Raw genomic sequence first — 21,320 nt, 5'->3', positions numbered from 1 at the left:
TTTGCTATATTGAATATAGTTATTCAGACTTTCATGTGTTATCATTACTCCTTTAGGAACACCTGTTGATCCAGAAGTATAGATTATATAGGCTAGATTTTTAATTGAGACACTGTTAGTGTGATTAAGCTCAGAATGTTTATTAAAATCTTCTGCATCTACTTCAATAACAACTTTAAACCAATCAGCAATACTTTCTTTTAACTTAGCTTGGGTTAGTAATATTAATGCTTTAGTATCTTCAACAATATACCTTAACCTTTCTTTAGGAGAATCTGAGTTAATAGGTATATAAGTACCTCCAGCTTTTAGAATACCAAGTATAGCAACTATCATCTCTAATGATCTATTCATAAAAATAGCTACTGGAGTTTCAGTTAATACTCCTAGACTTAGTAAATGATTTGCTAATCTATTCGCTTTCTCGTTTAATTCTCGATAAGTAATCGTAGTATCTCCATATACTACAGCTATATTATCCGGTGTTTTTGCTACTTGCTCCTCAATTAATTCATGTATACATCTTACTGGATATACTACTTCAGTTGAATTCCATTCTTTTGTTATCAGTTGATATTTTTGCAAATTAAGATACTCAAACCTATTTGTTTCAGGATCATGTATTATTTGCTCTACCATCTTAACCATTATTTCAAGCAGCTCCGATATCGTATCATTATTAAATAATTCTCCGGCATACCTAATAAACAACAGTAATTCCTGCTTATTAATTGCTTCATACGCTACTACACTTAGAGGATAATCAGCTTTCTCAACTACTTCTTTGAAAACCATCTTTAAATTACCATCTCCTTTCTCTTTTTCTATCGGATCAGGATAATTCTCATAAACAAATAAGCTATCAAACAACCTCTCTCCTCCTTTCTGAAGATTAGCTAAATTTGTCTCACTTCTGCTATTAAGTTCATTTATGTCATCTTGCAAAATTTTTATTGTTTCTATCACCGTTCTATACTTTGAGTGGTCAACTACTAAAGGTAAGGTATTAATATATAATCCTACGGATTGCTCAATATTATCTACCGGAATATTCCGTCCAGATATTGTTGTTCCTACTATTGTTCGTTTGCTATCACTATAAATACTTAATACTTTATGCCATATGTACTGTAACACGGCATTTAATGTAACCCCTACTTCTTGAGTTAAATCTTTAAGTTGATTATATAACTCACCTCTTATAACTATATTTTGACTTCGAGGATCTTTAATATATTTATACTCTTGCAATCTTACATCTTGCTTCTCTTGCAATATTAGGCTACTTAAATCTAATCTTCCTTCTATGTTATTTAGATATTCTTTCCAATACTCCTCATTATCCTTAGCATGATGTTGCAAATATTGTTGAGCTCTGATATAAGCAGTATCCTCTTGTGTATCAACAACTGTGCATTGCAATAATTTCAAATAAGTTTCATGAACATACTTTAATAATATAGGATTACTCCATCCATCAAGGATTACATGATGACTACTAAAAATACAGGTATATAAATCTTCCTTTTTTTTAATTAAACATATCCTAAATAACTTACTTACTGCTAAATCGTATATCTCCTCTCTATCTTTTTTCTTAATCTCCTCAATTCGTTCTTCCTGATTACTTTCTTTACTTATGTCAAGATATCTCCAATCAAGCTCACATTCTTTATCTACTATTTGTACTAGTTCTTCTTCCCAACTAAACCTTAATCTTAAACTAGGATATTTATTTTGAGCATATTGCCATGCCTGCGCTAACATCATAGGATCAATCATATCTTGATAATCAAATACAACCTGTACCTTATAAGCATCATCTATCATACCTTGATGCAAAGCATGATAAATAAAACCTTGTTGCAAACTATTAGCTAAATATATTCCTTCAACTTCCTTATCTCTCTGCAGCCTATCTAAATATTGCTGACTTATAATGTTTGTTATATCACTGATTGTTAAACAACTTCTTGACTGGGAAATTGTATATTTAATTATTGCTACTAATTGATTCTTAAATGTTTCAGCTAATTTTATACTGCTGTTATAGTCTAATCTACTTACAATACTAAATTTAAGTTTACTTTCTATTACTAAACCGTTAAAATTTATTACGTTACAATCTTTATTTAATTCATTAATAGAAATCCCACTACTTTCTTCTGTGATTTGCCAACTGTCTTGTTTCCTATTAAACTGACCTAAATAATTAAAAACAATCTTTGGTAATATCTTATTTCCATAACCTATTAAAGCCCCATAACCTATACCTTTGTTTGGAACCTGCCTTAAACTATCTTTAACTATTTTTATACTACTTTCTATATCATCAGTTATCTCCACTACTACAGGATACATAGTAGTAAACCAACCTACGGTTCTAGTTATATCTATACTATCATCGATCTCTTCTCTACCATGTCCTTCTAGTGTAACCAAATTTCTTTTATCACCAGTAATTTCTACTAAACCATACCCCAATGCCGTTAACAAAATATCATTTACTTCAGTATTATATGCTCTATTACTTTCTTTTAGTAGTTGACTAGTTTGCCTCTCATTTAGCTCTATATTTATTTGATGAACCTCTCCTGTTACTCTTAGCTGCTTATCAGTTACAATACTATCCCAATAACTTCTTTCTTCTTCATACCTGAGGCCATAGTTTTTTATTGAATTTACCCATTGTTGATAGCTACTCCCTTTGAAACCTAATTCATTACCTATATATAAATTTTTTAAATCTTCAGCTAATATTCTCCAACTTACTGTATCTATTATTAGATGATGTAATGCTAGATATATTCTGGCTGTTTTATCACTATAACCAAATATATAACCTATATTATATAAGGGGCCTTTCTCTATATTAAAATTACTTTGCCATTCAGTTAGTGCCATATCTAATAGATGTTTAAACTCATCGCTTTCTTCTTGTATATTTAATGATCTTAGATCTAAAAATTTTAAATCTTCTACTTTAACCATCGTATCGTAATACTGATAATATTCTCCTGTAATCTGGTCTTTACTATATCTTAATTTAAACACATCATGATGTTCTATGAGTTTAGCAATACCAAATTTTAATCTAGCGATATCTAATTCAGGTACTCTTATTAAAAAAGATTGGTTCCAGTGACCTAGTCTTATAAAATCATTAGAAAAGAACCATTTTTGTATAGGGAGTAACCCAAAAGAACTTTCCAAAATTCCTTGTTCCGCTTTTATTTTAATCTCTCTAACTAAGGATTTACTTAAGACATTATCAAACAACTTTTGTATTGTTCTATGCTTAAAGATATCTTTAATACTAACGGTTAACCCTAACTCCTGCCTTAACTTACTTACCAGCTGTATACTAACTATACTATCTCCACCTAGTCTAAAAAAATCATCGGTAATACTTATCTTATCTTTTTCAAAGCTCAATAACTCAAACCATATCTTACGTACCTTAACCTCAAGTTCATTTCTTGCTTCTACGTAATTCTTACTATTAATCTCTGGCTCAGGCAATGCGCTTTTATCTAACTTTCCATTAATAGTAAGTGGTATTTTATCTATATAGACAAAATACTTAGGTATCATATATTCAGGTATTCTACTTTCTAAGTAACTTATAATCCTATCACTATCTAGTTTTTTATCTGATACGCAGTACCCTATTAAATACTTATTACTATTTTTTTCTTTGACAGTTACTACACTTTGTTTTATCCCCTCGAACTCATTTAAGTTACTTTCAATTTCGCCTAATTCAATTCTATAACCTCTAATCTTTACTTGCTCATCACTTCTTCCTAAATACTCAATATTACCATCGTGTAAATACCGCCCTATGTCTCCTGTCTTATATAAACGCTCACCATTACCAAATGGATTTGCTATAAATCTCTCAGCCGTCAAATCTGCTCTATTAACATATCCTCTAGCAAGTCCTTTTCCTCCTATATATATTTCTCCCTTTATCCCTATCGGTAATATTCTTATCTTTTCATCTAAGATAAATAATTCTACATTTGGTCTTTGCTTTCCTATTGTAATTTTGTCAACCTTATATTTTCTTTCATTGTCATAAATACTACTAGCACTACTCCATACTGATACTTCAGTAGGTCCATATTCATTCGATAATAATGTATCACTCAACAGCTCAGAATGTAGCTCCAATATCCTATCAGGACACTTCTCACCTGCCACAACTACAACTTTTAAGTTTCTAAGCTTACTACTTCCTGTCTCTAGTAAAGATAAATATAATACAGGTGGACAAGGAAAATGTGATATATTATTATTCTTAATAATATTTAACAACTTCTCAAGATCCAGATACTCAATTTGCGGAACAATATTAACACTTCCCCCGGTGATTAAAGGCCAAAATATTGCTGTAATAGAACTATCAAATGATACTGGTACTACAAGTAAACTTCTTATCTTATCTTCTTTATAATAATTAGTTCTTGATATTAATGACTGAATTAAATTCTCGTGCGTACCCATTACTCCCTTTGGAGTTCCTGTAGATCCTGATGTATATATTATGTATGCTAGATTATCAGCATACAATATTGTTGATAAGTTATGATCTTTCTCCTCAGAAGACAGATAATTATCACTGATAATTATTTTTCCATTATAACTAATAAATTTATCAACCAGGCTCTCTTGAGTTAGTACCATCCCTATTTTAGCATCTTCGAGAATAAACTTTAGTCTCTCTTCAGGACAATTTGGCTCAATTGGTACATAACATCCTCCTGCCTTTAATACTCCAATTATTGCAGCTACTATTTCTACAGATCGTTCCATTACAATACCAATACGATCTTCTGTTTTGACACCTTTACTTATTAAAGACCATCCTATCTTATTACTTATTTTATTTAATTCATCATATGTTAATTCTCTATCTCCGCATCTTACTGCTACCTCTTCTTCTAACTCCTTTACTTTTTTCTCAAATAATTGGTAGATAAACATAAAACCTGAATCAATTATATTATCCATTCTTTTTTAGCAAATAATCTCTCACTTGCTATACCATTACTTCTACAAGCAGAAACAAATTTATTTGATTCCATCATTTGAATAGAATCAGGTGCATAACTTAATGCCATAATATGATGCAACCAAGGTTCTTGTCCCATAGCATAAACGTAAGCGCTTTTACATTTTAATTTTTGTACTATTGACCATGCCTTACAAAAATTAGATCCAGAAAGTTGTCTGCTACGATCAAAAGATCGACTCAGTGGTCTAGACAACAAAGGACCATATAACCATGTTAAAGGAGCTCCATCGCATTCCATACCTACAAACAACATATCAACATTACCTATCAATTCATGAATATGATCATATAAAAATTCTTCTAAATTATTTGAATCAGCAGCAAACATTAATTTTTTATCCTTAATATTTATACAGTAAGCCAGTTTTGCATGTACGTTTAAATCAGAATGCTCACCAAAAAAAGGTAATGCAATAATATTTCCATCTTTAAAAGGAACAGTATCTAATTCATCAAGTTCGATTAAAGATCTAAAGCCTGTGTGTTTTAAAATGAGTTTTATAGAAGGATCAGCTAAGAATCCTTTCTGATTAGTTGGAAAAATAATATGAGAGATTTTATACCTTAACTGCAAAAGAGTTTCGAGTATTAGATGGTCTTGATGATTATGAGTAATAATAACAAAATCTATCCTATCGGGTAAATCATCAAAAGTATATCTTGGAACATCACTAGCAACTGAATAGCTAATTACTGGATCAAATAAGATTGATATATCTTTAGTTTGAATCAAAATACATGCATGACCAAAGTATCTTATTCTTATTCCATCACCTAAGTAATTATTATCATGTCTCCTGTTTATTGATACATCAGTAAAAAATGATTTAAATAAGTCTTGTTTATTATTGGGTATATTAAAAATATTTATTACGTCCTTAATCTCACAAGGGTTAGTCTTTAAGCTAAATAGGAAATCTAATTTTTCATCAGAAAATGGAATTTTAAGATATATTTCTTCTTCATTATCTAATCTAGGGGTACTAAGCACAAATTTTCTAAAATCACTGGATATATTAGAAATAGCTATTTCCTGAGCCTGTTCATCATAATAAGTCTTATATATCAATGGCTCAATAAACCTTAATGCTGGTTGGCTATTCAAATCGTAAACCAATTCTACATATCCTCTAAGCATATTCGGAACAAGCTGATACCAATCTTCTAGAGACCCTCCTTTCGCTTCTTGTAAGCAAAGATCAGCTTCTTTTATTGCTTTATTCAGTTCTATTAATTTTTTGCAACTTATATTAGTTGATTCAATCAACTCTTTTATTTCATTTATCTTTAATCCTTCTAAATCCAAAAATGGTCCTCCTAACATTTGAGGATCATTAACAGCTTGAGCATGAATACGAGGATTTTGGACATAAGATCTCATAATCTTTAAATGCCTATCAACAATGTTACAAGCAGCTGTTATAGGGGAAATGAGATGAGGCCACGCATACCATCTCCAAACTAAAGGCTCAACTTTTATAGTTGATTTTAAATAAAAACTACTCATATACCTTTTCTCTTATAAATCTTGCACTACTCGAAATCCTGCATGCTGATAAATGTGTTTACGAAACCAAAGTCTATAATATCTTGAAGCACTAGTACCAGTACTAGCCCACGAACCACCTTTCAACATCATATGATCAGGAGTAAAAAAAGGATAAGAAAAATGCGGATATAAATTATGAGTTTGGAATCCTGGTAGTGGATAAAATTGAGTTTTTAGCCATTGAAATACATTGCCATAAACATCATTAAAACAGTTTGTGTTCGATTCAAAAAAGTTAACAGAACAGGGAGAGCCAAATTTCATATTAATATTATAGTTATCTTTTAAGAATGGTTCTTGATTGACGTCTGAATACTGACTGATTAGCTCAAATTCTTCTTCTTTCATTAATCTTGCTCCATTCCCAAACCAATTACAGTATGCTTCAGCCTCATGAAAATTAACCTCTACAGGCCAATTCCATGGCATATCAATTTTCTCAAAAATAGTTCTATATTTGTAGATATCGTCTTCAAACACCCAAAATCGAGGGTGCGTTACCTTATTTTCTATTTTCCAAGACCATCCTTCAGTGGACCAAAAATACTGCTTATCATAACCTTCACTATTAACAAAATCAGAAAATTCTTTGTTTGATATTAAATTACGACTAGCGACAAAAGCAGAAACTCGAACATTTAGATAACCTTGTTCATTATCCCAAGCAAAATAAGGATGACCTTTAGGTTTTCCAATCACAACACTGTCGTTAGGAACAGTAATCATTGATTGTTTTATTTGTTCATTAGTGATTGGTGCGTATACCCATTGCTCTGGTTTTTTTAATACATTAGTACAATATTGTCTAATTAAAACAGAAGACGTTTCAAAATGAATTCGATCATGTTCAATGCCCATCAGTAATGCGTATTCTTTACTTTCTTGATGAATAAAGTCAAAACTTAGGTTTTCTATTACATTAATTATAACCTCAAAAACCTTATCTCTATACTGTCTTACTTCTTTATACGCAGGCCATTTATCAACAACTCTTAAGTATTGAGGATGAACTGGGTCTACACCTTCAGCAAATAATTCTTCATAATAATCATTAACACCTCTTTTAATTAGTCCAATAATGCGCATTTTATTTATATAAAATGCAGCAGTATGACCTAAATAAAACAACAATGGAAGTCTTAATTTATCTGGATTTAAATATAAACTTTCTTCATCTTGAATAGTACTATACAATGTTGCTGATAACTGCCATGAATTTTTAAAATACTCAAGCAATTCATTTTTTGAACAATTATAATTATCCAAAGGATATAAACTATTAATTTTTTTCATAGCCTAATAACTTGTAATTTTATTATATATAACATATATAATCTAAAGTTTATTAAATATGCAACTATTAATTATCAACATAATTGATTATATTTAGAATATGAGCAAGACAATAGGAATAATAGGAGGCTCAGGACCTCTAGCATCAATGGATATAGAAAAGAAAGTCTTTGATATAGTTAAACATAAGTTCTCTCGACCTGAGGATAAAAATTACCCTCAGCTGTTAATATATCAGCACACTAATTTCTCCACTGATACCTTAGAACGCGAGAAGCAATATATCTCGTGCGCTAAAATATTAGAGAATGCTGGGGTTAGTAATATATTAATAGCTTGTCATTCAGCCCATATATATTTAAAGAAAATAAAATCAGAAATCAGAACAGAAGTAACGGATATAGTACAATTAACCTCAGATTACTTACACAATATATATCCTAATATAAACAAGGTTGGGTTATTATCTACCTACACTACTCTAGATTCTAAACTATATAATAATGCTCTATCACAATACAATATTGAAGTAATCGGACCAGAAGAAAAATCATTAATGAACTTATTAGAAGGAATACATCTAATCAAGGCAGGAATATTGTATGATAAAGTAGTTGAAAAAAAATTTTTAGCAGATAAGTATGTCTCATTATTTTCAGCAGCAATGGAAGAACTAATTTATAAAGGTTGCGAATATATTATTCTAGGATGTACGGAATTGCCATTAATATTTTTTTCGCTTCAAACCTTATACCCTAAAAGCACTTTAATAGACTCAAACATGCTTATAGCAAAATTTATTATTAATCAGTTTTATCAAGCTAATGAGCATCAAAATTTAAATTAAATGTCTTAAGAGTTTTATTTTTAGCTATAGAATTATAGATTTTATCTGCACTATCTTTATTAATGATTGTATAATCAAGATTTAGAGTATGTAGAGTGTGATTATAACTAAGGGCTTGAGCAATATAGCTAGCCCCTAAATTATTAATAGGATTGAAGTGTAAATAAAGTTCCAGCAGCGAAGTATTAGCCTGAAGAGCCTCAAAAATATACTTTATTCCCTTATCAATGATGTTATTCACTGCTAAATTTAAAATTTGTAATACATCATTTTTTTTTTAACATGTCAGCTATATTTTTTGCCCCAATATCACCTATGCAATTATTACGTAAATCCAAGCCTCTAATAACTTTACTATTCTCGACTACTTGAGCTATATATTTCACTCCAGCATTTTTAATGTTATTTTGGTACAGACAAATATAATCCAAAGCTTGATTAGAAACTAAAGCTTGAGATATAATTTTTACTCCAGCATCTCCAATTTTATTAGCACCTAAATTTAAAAATTTAATGATATTATTACCTGCAATAATATTTGCTATATATTCAACTCCCTTTATTTGTATTTTATTTGTCCCTAGACTTAAATGACTTAAACAATTATTGCCTTTTAATCCCTCAGTTATATGCTGAACAGCTAAATCTCCAAGCTTACTATTTTCTAATACTAAATCTTTTAAGGTAGTATTAGAAAATAATACCTTGCCTAAAATATAAGCATTATTTTTATCAATTGTATTATTACTTAAATTTAAATATGTCACACTGTTATTATCTAATAATGTTAATAAAATAGAATTTATTTGTTGTCTAGTTAAAGTTACCTCTTGCAAAGAAATACTCTTACAAGTGTTATTCTTAATATTATTAGTTAATTCTTTAAACTCTAATTTATTCACTTAAATTACCTTCATATAACTGACTCAATAGCAGATTCTAAAATCTTAAACCCCCTCTCAATATTTTTACTGGCTACAGTAATTGCAGGTAGTAATTTAACTACACCATCGTTCCTACCACAAGTTTCCAGTAATAAACCTTGGTTAAAACAAAATTTTGAAATCAAACCTGCTAACTTTGGTTTGTCTTCAAAACTCAATCCCCACATCATTCCTTTACCTCTTATTTCAATAAAAGGGAATTTATTTTTAATATGCATCAAGCAATTTTCAAAAATTAACGTTTTATCTTTAAGAGAATTAGTAAAATTGTTATCTAGCCAAAAATCTAAGGCTGCAGTGGCTGCTACATACCCTAACTGATTACCTCTAAAAGTACCAGTATGCTGACCAGAATCTAAAACATCAAGAGAACTGTCAACTAAAACTAAAGACATTGGTAACCCTATACCACTAATGGATTTAGATAGAATAACCACATCAGGTATGATATCATAATCATCAAATGAAAAAAATTGTCCCGTTCTTCCACAACCTGCTTGTATATCATCAATTATTAACATAATATCGTTTTCTTTGCAAATACGATGCAAAGATTGTAACCACTTTTTAGGAGCAACATTAATTCCGCCATCGCCTTGTACAACCTCTAACAATACAGCAGCAGGTTTATCAACACCAGACAAAGGATCATGGATAATCTTTTCTATTAACTCTAAACTATTGTCAATAGACATATACCCAGTCGGATAAGGAATAAAAATGCTACCGTATAAAGGAACTTGGGCAGCGGAACGAATAAAATTTGATGAAGAGACTGCAAGACTACCAAGACTCATACCGTGGAAACTTCCAGAAAAACAAATTATATTAGTTCTTTTTTTTGCATTTCTTACAAACTTAAGAGCTGCTTCTACAGCATTAGTTCCAGTAGGACCAGCAATAAAGATCTTGTGATTACTAAACCTATCACCAATAACTTCAAAAAACTTGTTAATAAAATTTTGTCTTGCAACTGTATTAAAATCCAATCCATTAATTATTCCATTGTTTTTAATGTAAGTAATCATTTCTTTTTTTATTATAGGGTTATTATGTCCATAATTTAAACTACCAGCACTCATAAAAAAATCTAAAAACTCAACCCCATTAACTGAATATATAAAGTCACCTATAGCCTTATCAAAGACTTCAGGAAATGAATGCCTATAAACAAGATTTTTTGATTCGTAACCATTTATATTAAGGATACTGCTACTATCAATCACGTTTACTCTCCATTTTATCTCTAAGACTTTTAGGCCTCATATCTTGCCACGCTTCTTTAATATATTGTAAACAATCTTCTTTGTTTCCGACTGGACCTACTTGTTTCCATCCTAGAGGTATATGTTTATTTTCAAACCACAAAGAGTACTGTTCTTCTTCATTGATTAGACATAAATATTTTTTTTCTTCACTCATAATACACTCATTCGTTTAATTATTATCTACACCATTACAACAGTAACTTAATCTTTCGTCTAAGCAAGTTTCACCGCCCATGAACTGTTAAAACATTTTATGTAGCAACCATTTTACACCTATCTTCTTTCTTTATGAGGAGCATAAATAGATGAGGCTGAATTAAATTCAGTATCAATCATATAACTCTAATGTTATCAACAGCTGGAGTTTTATCCCTTAATCTTTAGTAGCAAAATACTAAAGAAAATTCTCTAGCCAAAAACTGAAATACGAATTTTTATTGATAGAGTAAAACAATCCTATTTGATATTGATACAAAAATTTCTTAATAATAGTGCTCCTTTATATTTACATTAAACAACTATGCATAAAAAAGAACTACTTCGTCTTTATATTTACTCTAAATTTTAGACAATATATTGGAGATCAAAATCTAAATTATACCTTTAAAAAGATGCAAGGCACTCTATAACATTTTTAACAACTTTAGGGTCATCTATATTTTTTATTATAATATTTATCGTATCTACAGCATGACTACGAACCTTACAATACTCATCATTTAAAAGATGAGTAAGCGGAATTATAGCTTTAACCAAATTTTGTTGCAATATTTCAGGAGTTGCCTTATTGGCTATCTGACCTAAAGACCAGATAGCATTATCTCTCACCTTCCAATCTTTGTCTTTAAGTACTTCAATCAAAGGTTCTATTACTTGTATTAAATCTATTATAAATTTTTCATCAGCATTACTTGCCATATGGCCCAATACCTCTGCGGCATTATCTCTAACTTTAGACTCATTATCTCTTAAAGCTGACATTAAAGAGGTAATTGCTTGTGCTAAGATAGAAAAAATTTCGGGATAAACTATATTTTCAGCAATGTGACCTAAAATCCAGCAAGAATTAGCTCTAGTGTACCAATCACTACTTGATAATCCTTCAATTAAAGAATAAATAATCTTACTTACTCTATTTTTATCTTCTTTGATATTTTCCAGAACATAACCTAATGTCCAAACACCATCCTTTAATAAGTCTTCCTGCTGAGTTTTTGTTAGTAGATTTACCAGAGGATCAATAACTATTTCATATGCCTCATATGCCTGAGGTAATTTAATATCTTTAGCTATTTTGCCTAAAAGGCGTAACGTATCCACATTCATAAAGTCACTCATTAAATTCTATCTATGTAATAATCTATATTCCTGTATTTTATGCTAGAAGTTTAAAAAATGACAGTATAAAAATTACTTTAATATTGTATTTTTCCAACAAAATAATTGATTTATTAGAAAGAATTTATATTATATAAGAAATTTACTAAATTTCTTATAAAGACAAATTTTAACATTAGTTTTTAATTCAAAGAATCTTAATCAATGATATAGATAGAATAATACTAAATTTTAGTACAAAATGAATTTATCTTTCATTACACTATAGATTTAGTTATGAAATTAAAGTTAAATTTTCTAAAAAACATTTGCTTATGAAAACAAATATACAGACAATCATGATCTAAATTAAGTAGATAAGATCAAATTGACTTCTAAATTTGAAGGTAACAACTATTTCAGCTAAATATTCGATTGTTTATTCTGTAATATTTTTTAATTAACCCTTAATTTAAAAATGCTTTCTGAAAATCACTATGAAGTTATGGAAAAATTATATAATAAATTGTGTGAATAATAATAGGTTTAATTTAATATTTGAAATAATTTCGCCATTCATTCCTTATATTTTAGGAATTACCTTTTGTACTATTCTATCTTCAATAGACACTTCTCTCCGTCCTTATTTAATAAAGATTATTTTAGATAAAGTTAGTGTTCTTAGCTCTAATTCAGATATCGTATTTAAGCAAGTAATTACTTGTTTAAGTGTCTATACTATAATCTCTGTACTTATGGTAGCTAATCATCGTCTATATGATTTTTGTGAACTTAAAATGATGCCAGTACTTAAGCAAAGAATTATAGAGAAGTGCATGTATTGCTTAATTGAGCAGTCTCACACTTTTTTTCTTAACAATTCTTCTGGAGTCTTAAATAAAAAAGTTATTGATATCACCATAGGAATAAGAAATGTTATTTCTATCTTCATCACTCAATTCTTTGGTAATATAATAACTCTACTAATAGCAATATTTACGTTTTCTCAAGTAGATTACATCCTAAGTTATATTTTAATGACCTGGGGCATGTTATATATGATAATATCTATTAGATTCAGCAGAAAAACCGAAAAATTATCGAGAATCTTTGCAGAGAAAGAAAGCGTTGTGATGGGAAATATAATTGATATATTGTCAAACATCTCCATTGTTAGGCTCTTTAATGGTAACGCTTATGAGAAAAATAATATAGCTCTTTGGACTAATGCTAGTGTTGGTGCAGAGCAAAAAATGAATTGGGATTTTCTTAAATTATGGCTAATTCAAGGATTATCATTTGTTGCTATGCAATCAGTATGTTTTGGAATTTTAATTATCAAAAAAAAACAAAATCTAGTTTCAGTTGGAGATTTTGCTTTGGTATTTACTATTAATAATTTTATTTTCAGTATTATATCTAGTATTTCAAGAAATTTTTTACAATTCGGAGAAGAGCTAGGCAAAATAAAGCATGGTATAGAAAATATAGTTGATAATAATCAACACGTTAAAGAATCATATATTCCTCTAAAAATTAGCAAAGGCGAAATATGTTTTAGAAATGTAGGATTCAAATATTTAAAAAATCAAATATTATTTGATAACAGTTCTGTTATTATCCCCAGTGGTCAAAAGGTAGGAGTAGTAGGATATTCAGGTAGCGGTAAAACAACTTTTATTAACATTATTCTAAGATTATTTGAAATTCAGAAGGGAGAGGTTTTTATTGATCAACAAAATATCTCAAAAGTAACTAAAGAATCTCTATATAAGGCTATAGGGGTAATCTCACAAGATCCAATATTATTTAATCGTAGTATAATGGATAATATAAAATATGGTAATCTAGATGCTACTGAAGATGAAGTAATAATAGCGGCAAAAAAAGCTTATGCTCATGAATTTATTATTGAAACACAATATGGTTATCAATCATTAATTGGAGAGCGTGGAATCAAGCTTTCCGGCGGCCAAAAACAGAGACTTGCTATCGCAAGAGCTATACTAAAAAATGCTCCTATTTTTTTATTAGATGAAGCAACTTCAGCAGTTGACTCAATCACAGAAAAAAAGATTCAAAATAGTTTACATGCATTTATGAAGAATAAAACTGTTGTTGTTATAGCACATCGTATATCTACCTTACTAGAAATGGAACGAATTTTAGTTTTTGATAAAGGTAAGATTGTTCAAGATGGTAAACATGAATTTCTACTAACTCAACAAGGAATATATAGAGATTTATGGAACTCTCAAATAAATGGCTTTATTATCGATAAATAAACTAAAATAGTGTTATTAGTATAATGGATGATCTAGAATTTGATTTATTAATAAAAAAAATCAATAGTGATACTTGTCCTAAAGAGTTATTGTTACAAGATAAAAAATTGAACCTTAATCAAATAAAAAAATTAGCTGATTGTTTAGAAGGCAATTCTAAATTAGTTTCTCTTAATTTAGGAAATAAAGGAATTGGTTCTATAGGTTTAAAATATCTAGTTCAAGGACTAAAATACAATAAAACATTAATCTCTCTTGATCTTCGTAATAATAACATAGAATCGTCTACTGCAAAATATGTAGCTGATTTATTAATATGTAATACAACATTACAAACATTGTATTTATTACATAACAAAATCGCAGGTGAAGGCGTGGAACTAATAGCTAGCGCTTTAAAACGTAATTGTACATTAAAAGCACTTTTTCTTAATGACAATAAACTGCAAAATAATGATTTAAAACAAATAGCAGCAATGTTACAAATAAATAAAACACTACAAGCGTTAAGCCTTGCTGATAATAATATTAATACAAAAAATATATATCCTATATTTACGAAAACAACCACCCTTACGTACCTTGACGTATCTGATAATAATATTGACTTAGCAGGTATAAAATGCCTGGCCCATTTATTGAAAAGTAACAACTCACTCGAACATTTAATTATTAGTAATAATAAAATACGAAATGATGGTATAGATTATATAGTTCAAGCTCTTACAAAGAATTACTCTTTAAAATCCTTAGATATATCTAGTAATCAAATTACTGATACCGGTGTAGAGAACATAAGTTACATGCTTAAAAAAAATTCAACTTTAATGGTACTTAATCTTAGTAGTAATAATATCACAGCCTATGGAGCTCAAAAAATAGCCAAAGCTCTTACGGAAAATAATTCTTTACATACTTTATATCTAAACAAAAATAAAATAGAAAGTCTTGGAGCTCAACATATTGCTAATACCTCACACAAGCTTGCTTCATTATCCTTGGGAGAAAATAACATTGATATAAATGGAATTCAATCGATAGCACAAATGATATTAGTTAATAAAACAATCCGCTACCTAGATTTGTGGGGAAATAATATTGGAATAGTAGGAACAAAATATATTGCAAAAGCACTTAAAGATAATAATACTTTACAAACCTTAATACTGGGTAACAATAAAATTAGGGATTTAGGAATAAGTTATATCGCAAAAGCTCTTCAAGTTAATAAATCAATGCTTCTTTTGGACATACGTAGTAATCAAATTAGGTATCAAGGAACTAAAAAATTAAAAAAAGCCCTGATGTTGAACAAAGCATTATGTGTACTTAACCTTGGAAATAATTACATTACTACTTCTGGAATAAAAAAACTAATCCAAGCGTTAAAATTTAATAATTCTTTACAAACAATATATTTACAACAAAATAAAATTACAAATGCGGGAACACAAATAATATCCGCACATTTACAAACTAAAATATATCATAAATTAACTGATTTAATTCATGCAGATAATATATGATTAAATTATGACGGTAGTTATAGATTAAGTTAACAAAATAAAAGAATATATCTAACATTAGTACAAAAATAGAAGACGTTGATAATTGCAAATAACGAAACTTTTAACGCTAGTATACTGGTTAGATGGGATGATTCTAATTTTTATACTTTTTTACAAAACCTGGAACCCTTACTAATCAAGGGTTTTATGACAAAGCCAGAGTGGTGATATAGATACAATAATTATGTTGTGAAGAGAATAGTTATAACTTATAAACATTAAAATGTTGTTAACTGATTATTAGCTGTTACTAACTCATGGTAACCATTCTGAGGGCTGAATCGACTATGTTTGCAATAAAAATTTAAATATTTATGTTTAAATTTTTATTGCTGCATGTTCTGTATTAAAGTCACGCAATTTAGCATTAGCAATGACAATAATTTTACGCACCAAAGCAGTTAATGCTACCATCTTCTTTTTTCCTAGATTAATCATTTTCTCATAAAATTGTTTAAGTTCTGAATTGGAATTCCTAGCAGCCATAGCGCTTAAGAATAATGTTGGTTTGATACAGTTTCTGCCATAAGCAGTACGCCGGATACCCCTTAAGTAGACCATGCAATGCTTCTGGGCGCCCCCCGCAAGAGATGCTATCTTCCTGCGATCAAGCGACCCAAAAGTTCTGGTAAAAGCACCAATAACTCATTGGGGCACCGTCAAGTTAAGTAAGGAATAATTTATGAGGTTGCGAAAAGAGAATAGCAATCTATATAATGGATCTTTATCATAATTTATTCTCAGTTTTTTATGCATATGCACCAAGCTCCGAAGAGGCACCGTTTTCCGGTATCAATTATTAGCCATGTAGTCTGGCTTTACCATAGATTTAATAATAGCTACCGTGATATCCAGGAACAAATGGAGTATCGCGGAGTTATCTTAAGTCATGAGACGATAAGGTTTTGGTGTTATAAGTTTGCTAGGCACCGTCAAGTTAAATACACGAGAGCTTAAAAAGCCTATATCTTTGGGTTTCAGACAGCAAGAAGCCTTGTGGTAGCCTCATCCCAGATTGATTTAGCAACAGCAAAAGCAGCTCGCCGCTGTTCTTGAGCATTTTTTGTATATCGTCAGCAAATATATTCCTCACCTTACCCATCAATGATAATGTTCTTTGAACCCCATGCGGAGATTTGAATTTAATGAGTACTTTTTCTTTTCGACGAGTAGGTTGATGTTCACCGTTAACTTTGACCGTCATCTCATCTAAATGCCATTTGTCCGTCGGTTTACGTTCTCTTTTTCTAATCACCTCTTGAAAATTAGTAGCAAACTTATAACACCAAAACCTTATCGTCTCATGACTTAAGATAACTCCGTGACATTCCATTTGTTCCTGGATATCACGGTAGCTATTATTAAATCTATGGTAAAGCCAGACTACATGGTTAATAATTGATACCGGAAAACGGTGCTTCTTCGGAGCTTGGTGCATATGCATAAAAAACTGAGAATAAGTTATGATAAAGATCCATTATATAGATTGCTATTCTCTTTTCGCAACCTCATAAATTATTCCTTACTTAACTTGACGGTGCCGATATTTTTTATAAAATCAATTGATACTGGCTTTGAAACGGTTTTTTTAAAATTAATAGCCAAAAAAGTTTGTGGAACGCAAGAAGTTTATAATTATTACTAATTTAGTATAATCGTGATATAATAAATTCCTAAGATACTAAATTAAGATTTTACCATGTCATTACATCAACAAGTAAAAGTAGTAGGCAACAACGGTCAATTATCTCTAGGTAAAGAATTTGCCGGTCAAATGGTATTAATAGGGGTAGTTTGCGGGAAAGTGCAGGGAACTACGTTAAGGGTAAATGATCACCATCTGCAGTATCCTGTAAGAATGATATGCTCCCATCCAAGAGGCGAGAGATGCGCCAATTTCTCTGGAGGTATGATTATTCCATTCAGCCTCATATTATGAATGATACGACCTAGATGCTTAGTATTCCAATAGATGATGATGGCAGCAAGCAAGTTTAGATGCATCATACGTAAATGCTGGTTTTCTGATGTGCGATCAGTGATCTCACCTCTGCGGTTGAAGTTTAGGGCTCGTTTAAGAGCATAATGTGATTCTCCTTTATTAAGTCCCATCTGTGTGCGACGCCGCATGGAAACTGAACTGATCCAACTAAGGATAAAAATAGTGCGCTCCATACGTCCTATTTCGCGAATTGCGATCGCCAACTCATTTTGACGTGGAAAGGAGGCCAGTTGACGAAGTATATCACTTGGTACAACACGGTGTGTTATGACGTTGGCAATCAAGCGGATAATATCTGGCCATTGGTTCTCTATACGGGCAATATTGATTTTTGCTCTGATCAGCTCTTGCATTACCTTTGGTAGGTTTATGCCTTCCATGCCATAAAGATTCAGGGATGATAAGTTGCGCAATCTTGGCGCAAATTGATAACCTAACAAGGCGCACATGGCGAACACGTGATCTGTAAAACCGCCGGTATCCGCATAATGTTCTTTGATGCGTTTACCAGTATCATTCATGGTTAGCCCATCTAGAATATAGGGGGCTTCATGCGCTGTAGCAGGAATCGTTTTAATAGCAAACGGACCGTATTGATCTGATAGATGTGTATAAGCTTTTACACCAGGGATATTTCCATATTTTGCATTAATTAGATTCATTGCTTCACCGCTACCGCCAGAGGGAAAGAATTGGCCGTCTGATGATGCAGTTGACCCATCCCCCAAAGCAGCGCTAAGGGGTAAATCTCTATGTTTTTCTATCACAACAGCCAGGGCATCGGCCATAGCTTCACTCGTTACATACCAGCTGGAGATCCGCATCAACGACCAAAAGGATGTATGCGAACTACTACACAAAGCCATTTTCTTCAGCCCCATATTGATACCTCCGGCTAAAAGTATATTAAGCAGTCCGAGCTTATCGGTGCAGGTAGAGCCGGTATGGATATGGGAGAAACTATCTGTGAAACCCGTATCTGTATCCACTTCTCGCAGGATATCCGTGATTGATATTTGTGGCATCTGCTTGTAAATATCTAATGTTAGTATATCGAGGCCTTCTGGCATTTGAGGGTCAATTCTGTTCACATATATTTTTCCTTTCTCAATACAACTATTTGGGAGTGTGTTTTGTCGGATCATCTGAGCCACTTGTTTAATGCGTTGCTCTAGCAATTCCTTACGCTCTGTTATCCATTCATTGGCTTTTAATGGTATGGGTAGTGATATAACTTTCTCAGCTTGTTGTTCAGGTAAGAGTTGTTGTCTAGTATCTTGATAAGTTCTGGAATCAACAGCCCATATATCTCGAGAACTCAAGCCGTCACGGATAGCGAATAACACGGCAGTTTCCCAGAGTTTACGTTCTGGTTTATGGCACAATCGTTTACTCCACTTAGGATTTGCAAAACAGACAGGAAGTTCGATTTCCTGATGACTTTCTGATTGATTTAAATGTTTCAACAATACAATTGCTTCAATCAATGGCTGTGTGGCCGCATTACCTTTAAATGTAATATTTTCCAGCATACGTTTCGTATAACGTCGGAATTTGCCATATCCAAATAACACATACTCCAATGGGTCACTATCTAATTTCTTGGTGAGTGTTAGAGCGGTCACCATCAGATTTTCTAGAGCGTCTGTATCCTTAACCACATCAGCAACTAACGTATTATCCGCATGGGCTTTAAGTAGTTTCTTACTTAATTTAGCAAAGGATGTAAGCGTTTCGTGAGCCAATTTTTTCTGATCGACCAGTTGGTTATCACGCATGCGTTTGCAGGTATTGTAGAGTTTTCCAACAACACGATCATGAGTCTCTAATACGGCATCATTAATCATTGCTTTCCATTCAATAGAGCAGACGGCTAGAATTGCTAAACGCCGTGTTTCATTGATATCGCGTAACCCATCAGCATAATATGCTTCACCCTGCTGTCGTAGCCAGATAATTCTGTGTGAAGGGATCCCTTCTAATACATATTCAGGTATACCAAGTTTTTGAAGATATTCCAGCTTCTCCAATAACCGATTCACATCTGCTGAATTATGTCCAGCCTCAAAACGTTTTAACCAGCCATGAATGGTCAATCGGCCATCAATCGTTTCAGTAAGCATAACATTCAGCTTTTTCTTCATATCATCATCTAAACGTTCTGCAATACGCCCAACAACATTACGTTCAGCAGCAAGCCGTGCTTCGGCACATAGACGCTCAATTACCTTTATAGCTGGCAGTATAGTTTTTCTTCTACGGCATTCCAGCACAAATAGGCCTGCTAACTCTGCATTGTTTTGTGTCTCTATTACCTGCTTCATTAGCCAATTTAAAAAATTCTTTTCATCCGCTTCTTGGAAAATTCTAAACCCATAAATGCGTTGTAACTCTGACGAATGTTCATACTTGGTTTCAGATCGTATACCATAAGTGCCAAATTCATCTTCTGAAATGCCAAGTTGTGCTGCTAGAAACATTAATGTTGGCAACGGGATGATCTCGTTCTTTTGCAATAGACGCCCAGGATATCTAAAAGCGCATAACTGCAAGGCAAAACCGAGGCGGTTAGATACTTTTCGTTTTGTATTGATATGAAAGATGTCTTCATTACTAAGGACATAATATTAATGATATATTAGTAATTACAGAACTTAGTCGGATGTCAAGATCACTATCGCATCTCCTAGAAATTGTAGAGGAATTGAAAAATCGCCGTGTAGATTTAAGATCATTACGCGAAAATATTGATACATCATCAGCTACAGGCCGAGCTTTTCTTTCAATTATGGGAGCAGTATCGCAGATGGAACTGGAGATTAAAGCTGAACGTGCAGAAGCAGGACGAGCTGCAGCTAAAGCTAGAGGAAAATCCGGTGGTCGTCCTAGAACTGATCCTGATAAACTGGAACAAGCAAGAATTCTTTATCAAAATTCTGACAAATCTTCCACTGAAATATGTAAGATATTTGGTTTTTCGCGAAGAACATTGTTTACTTATATGCAAAAAATTAAAAGCTAAACCTTAACGTAGTTCCCTGCACTTTCCCGCAAACTACCCCTATTTGAAAAAAAGCACCATTTTTCGATTATGCTACCCAGCTCTTCTATTTTAGTTTTTGTAAATTTAGGTAACTCTATAAAGGTAAAATAAAAATCTTTTAAAT

At 31.5% G+C, this 21,320-nt stretch carries 14 protein-coding genes and 3 pseudogenes; 5 read left to right on the top strand and 12 right to left on the bottom strand.

From position 1 onward, the window contains the following. From Trichorick_RS08400 to ovoA, 3 genes are all read right to left on the bottom strand, one after another. Positions 1–5,016, bottom strand: a 5,016-nt coding sequence (locus Trichorick_RS08400) for a non-ribosomal peptide synthetase (RefSeq protein WP_323739209.1), incomplete at its 3' end; no start/stop codon positions are given. Then, positions 5,004–6,587: an MBL fold metallo-hydrolase gene (locus tag Trichorick_RS08395; protein WP_323739208.1), complete on the bottom strand. Its 1,584-nt coding sequence runs from the start codon at positions 6,585–6,587 to the stop codon at positions 5,004–5,006. The genes Trichorick_RS08400 and Trichorick_RS08395, both read right to left, overlap by 13 nt. A 12-nt stretch (positions 6,588–6,599) precedes the next feature. Continuing rightward, entirely contained in the window at positions 6,600–7,922 is a 1,323-nt protein-coding gene (ovoA, locus tag Trichorick_RS08390; protein ID WP_323739207.1) for a 5-histidylcysteine sulfoxide synthase, read from the bottom strand. Between the two features lie 100 nt (positions 7,923–8,022). On the opposite strand from ovoA, the gene Trichorick_RS08385 reads away from it, so the two are divergent. After that, positions 8,023–8,769 (top strand): aspartate/glutamate racemase family protein, encoded by a 747-nt coding sequence (locus Trichorick_RS08385; protein ID WP_323739206.1) that lies wholly within the window; start codon positions 8,023–8,025, stop codon positions 8,767–8,769. Here the strand turns inward: Trichorick_RS08385 and Trichorick_RS08380 are convergent. The 5 genes from Trichorick_RS08380 to Trichorick_RS08360 form a co-directional block, all read right to left on the bottom strand. Beyond that, the gene (locus tag Trichorick_RS08380; RefSeq protein WP_323739205.1) at positions 8,744–9,010 is read right to left on the bottom strand and encodes a leucine-rich repeat domain-containing protein; all 267 of its coding nucleotides are present in this window, start codon (positions 9,008–9,010) and stop codon (positions 8,744–8,746) included. The genes Trichorick_RS08385 and Trichorick_RS08380 overlap by 26 nt on opposite strands. Before the next feature lie 25 nt (positions 9,011–9,035). Then, positions 9,036–9,671 (bottom strand): leucine-rich repeat domain-containing protein, encoded by a 636-nt coding sequence (locus Trichorick_RS08375; protein ID WP_323739204.1) that lies wholly within the window; start codon positions 9,669–9,671, stop codon positions 9,036–9,038. A gap of 11 nt (positions 9,672–9,682) precedes the next feature. Next, positions 9,683–10,939 (bottom strand): diaminobutyrate--2-oxoglutarate transaminase, encoded by a 1,257-nt coding sequence (locus Trichorick_RS08370; RefSeq protein WP_323739203.1) that lies wholly within the window; start codon positions 10,937–10,939, stop codon positions 9,683–9,685. Next, entirely contained in the window at positions 10,932–11,135 is a 204-nt protein-coding gene (locus Trichorick_RS08365; RefSeq protein ID WP_323739202.1) for an MbtH family protein, read from the bottom strand. The genes Trichorick_RS08370 and Trichorick_RS08365 overlap by 8 nt, the downstream gene beginning before the upstream one ends. Before the next feature lie 449 nt (positions 11,136–11,584). After that, positions 11,585–12,307 (bottom strand): sister chromatid cohesion protein PDS5, encoded by a 723-nt coding sequence (locus Trichorick_RS08360; protein ID WP_323739201.1) that lies wholly within the window; start codon positions 12,305–12,307, stop codon positions 11,585–11,587. A 521-nt stretch (positions 12,308–12,828) separates the two neighbouring features. Here Trichorick_RS08360 and Trichorick_RS08355 point away from each other — a divergent pair. Both Trichorick_RS08355 and Trichorick_RS08350 read left to right on the top strand, forming a co-directional pair. Further along, entirely contained in the window at positions 12,829–14,583 is a 1,755-nt protein-coding gene (locus tag Trichorick_RS08355) for an ABC transporter ATP-binding protein (protein ID WP_323739200.1), read from the top strand. 23 nt (positions 14,584–14,606) lie between these two features. Next, positions 14,607–16,109 carry a leucine-rich repeat domain-containing protein gene (locus tag Trichorick_RS08350; protein WP_323739199.1) on the top strand — a complete coding sequence of 501 codons (1,503 nt, stop codon included), beginning with the start codon at positions 14,607–14,609 and terminating at the stop codon, positions 16,107–16,109. A gap of 360 nt (positions 16,110–16,469) precedes the next feature. Here the strand turns inward: Trichorick_RS08350 and Trichorick_RS08345 are convergent. Together Trichorick_RS08345 and Trichorick_RS08340 are read right to left on the bottom strand one after the other, a co-directional pair. Next, positions 16,470–16,801: pseudogene (locus Trichorick_RS08345) on the bottom strand (IS110 family transposase); the annotation flags it as partial. A 287-nt stretch (positions 16,802–17,088) separates the two neighbouring features. Continuing rightward, complete coding sequence (locus Trichorick_RS08340) at positions 17,089–17,595, bottom strand: hypothetical protein (protein ID WP_323739197.1); 507 nt, start codon at positions 17,593–17,595, stop codon at positions 17,089–17,091. On the opposite strand from Trichorick_RS08340, the gene Trichorick_RS08335 reads away from it, so the two are divergent. Continuing rightward, entirely contained in the window at positions 17,590–17,796 is a 207-nt protein-coding gene (locus Trichorick_RS08335) for a hypothetical protein (protein WP_323739196.1), read from the top strand. The genes Trichorick_RS08340 and Trichorick_RS08335 overlap by 6 nt on opposite strands. Positions 17,797–17,984: 188 nt before the next feature. On the opposite strand, the pseudogene Trichorick_RS08330 reads toward Trichorick_RS08335, so the two are convergent. Then, positions 17,985–20,768 (bottom strand): annotated as a pseudogene (locus tag Trichorick_RS08330) (Tn3 family transposase); the annotation flags it as partial. A gap of 11 nt (positions 20,769–20,779) precedes the next feature. On the opposite strand from Trichorick_RS08330, the gene Trichorick_RS08325 reads away from it, so the two are divergent. After that, complete coding sequence (locus Trichorick_RS08325) at positions 20,780–21,175, top strand: recombinase family protein (protein WP_323739210.1); 396 nt, start codon at positions 20,780–20,782, stop codon at positions 21,173–21,175. A gap of 47 nt (positions 21,176–21,222) precedes the next feature. Here Trichorick_RS08325 and Trichorick_RS08320 read toward each other — a convergent pair. Further along, positions 21,223–21,320, bottom strand: a pseudogene (locus Trichorick_RS08320) (Rpn family recombination-promoting nuclease/putative transposase); the annotation flags it as partial.

Origin of the sequence: Candidatus Trichorickettsia mobilis, from assembly GCF_034366785.1 — a bacterium.
GTDB lineage: Bacteria > Pseudomonadota > Alphaproteobacteria > Rickettsiales > Rickettsiaceae > Trichorickettsia > Trichorickettsia mobilis_A.
This window is presented reverse-complemented; position numbering and strand designations above follow the sequence as displayed.

Coding starts and splice junctions, on each gene's coding strand:
- Trichorick_RS08395 (WP_323739208.1), bottom strand. CDS start 6,587: ATGAGTAGTTTTTATTTAAAATCAACTATAAAAGTTGAGCCTTTAGTT.
- ovoA (WP_323739207.1), bottom strand. CDS start 7,922: ATGAAAAAAATTAATAGTTTATATCCTTTGGATAATTATAATTGTTCA.
- Trichorick_RS08385 (WP_323739206.1), top strand. CDS start 8,023: ATGAGCAAGACAATAGGAATAATAGGAGGCTCAGGACCTCTAGCATCA.
- Trichorick_RS08365 (WP_323739202.1), bottom strand. CDS start 11,135: ATGAGTGAAGAAAAAAAATATTTATGTCTAATCAATGAAGAAGAACAG.
- Trichorick_RS08360 (WP_323739201.1), bottom strand. CDS start 12,307: ATGAATGTGGATACGTTACGCCTTTTAGGCAAAATAGCTAAAGATATT.
- Trichorick_RS08350 (WP_323739199.1), top strand. CDS start 14,607: ATGGATGATCTAGAATTTGATTTATTAATAAAAAAAATCAATAGTGAT.
- Trichorick_RS08335 (WP_323739196.1), top strand. CDS start 17,590: ATGCATAAAAAACTGAGAATAAGTTATGATAAAGATCCATTATATAGA.
- Trichorick_RS08340 (WP_323739197.1), bottom strand. CDS start 17,595: ATGCATATGCACCAAGCTCCGAAGAAGCACCGTTTTCCGGTATCAATT.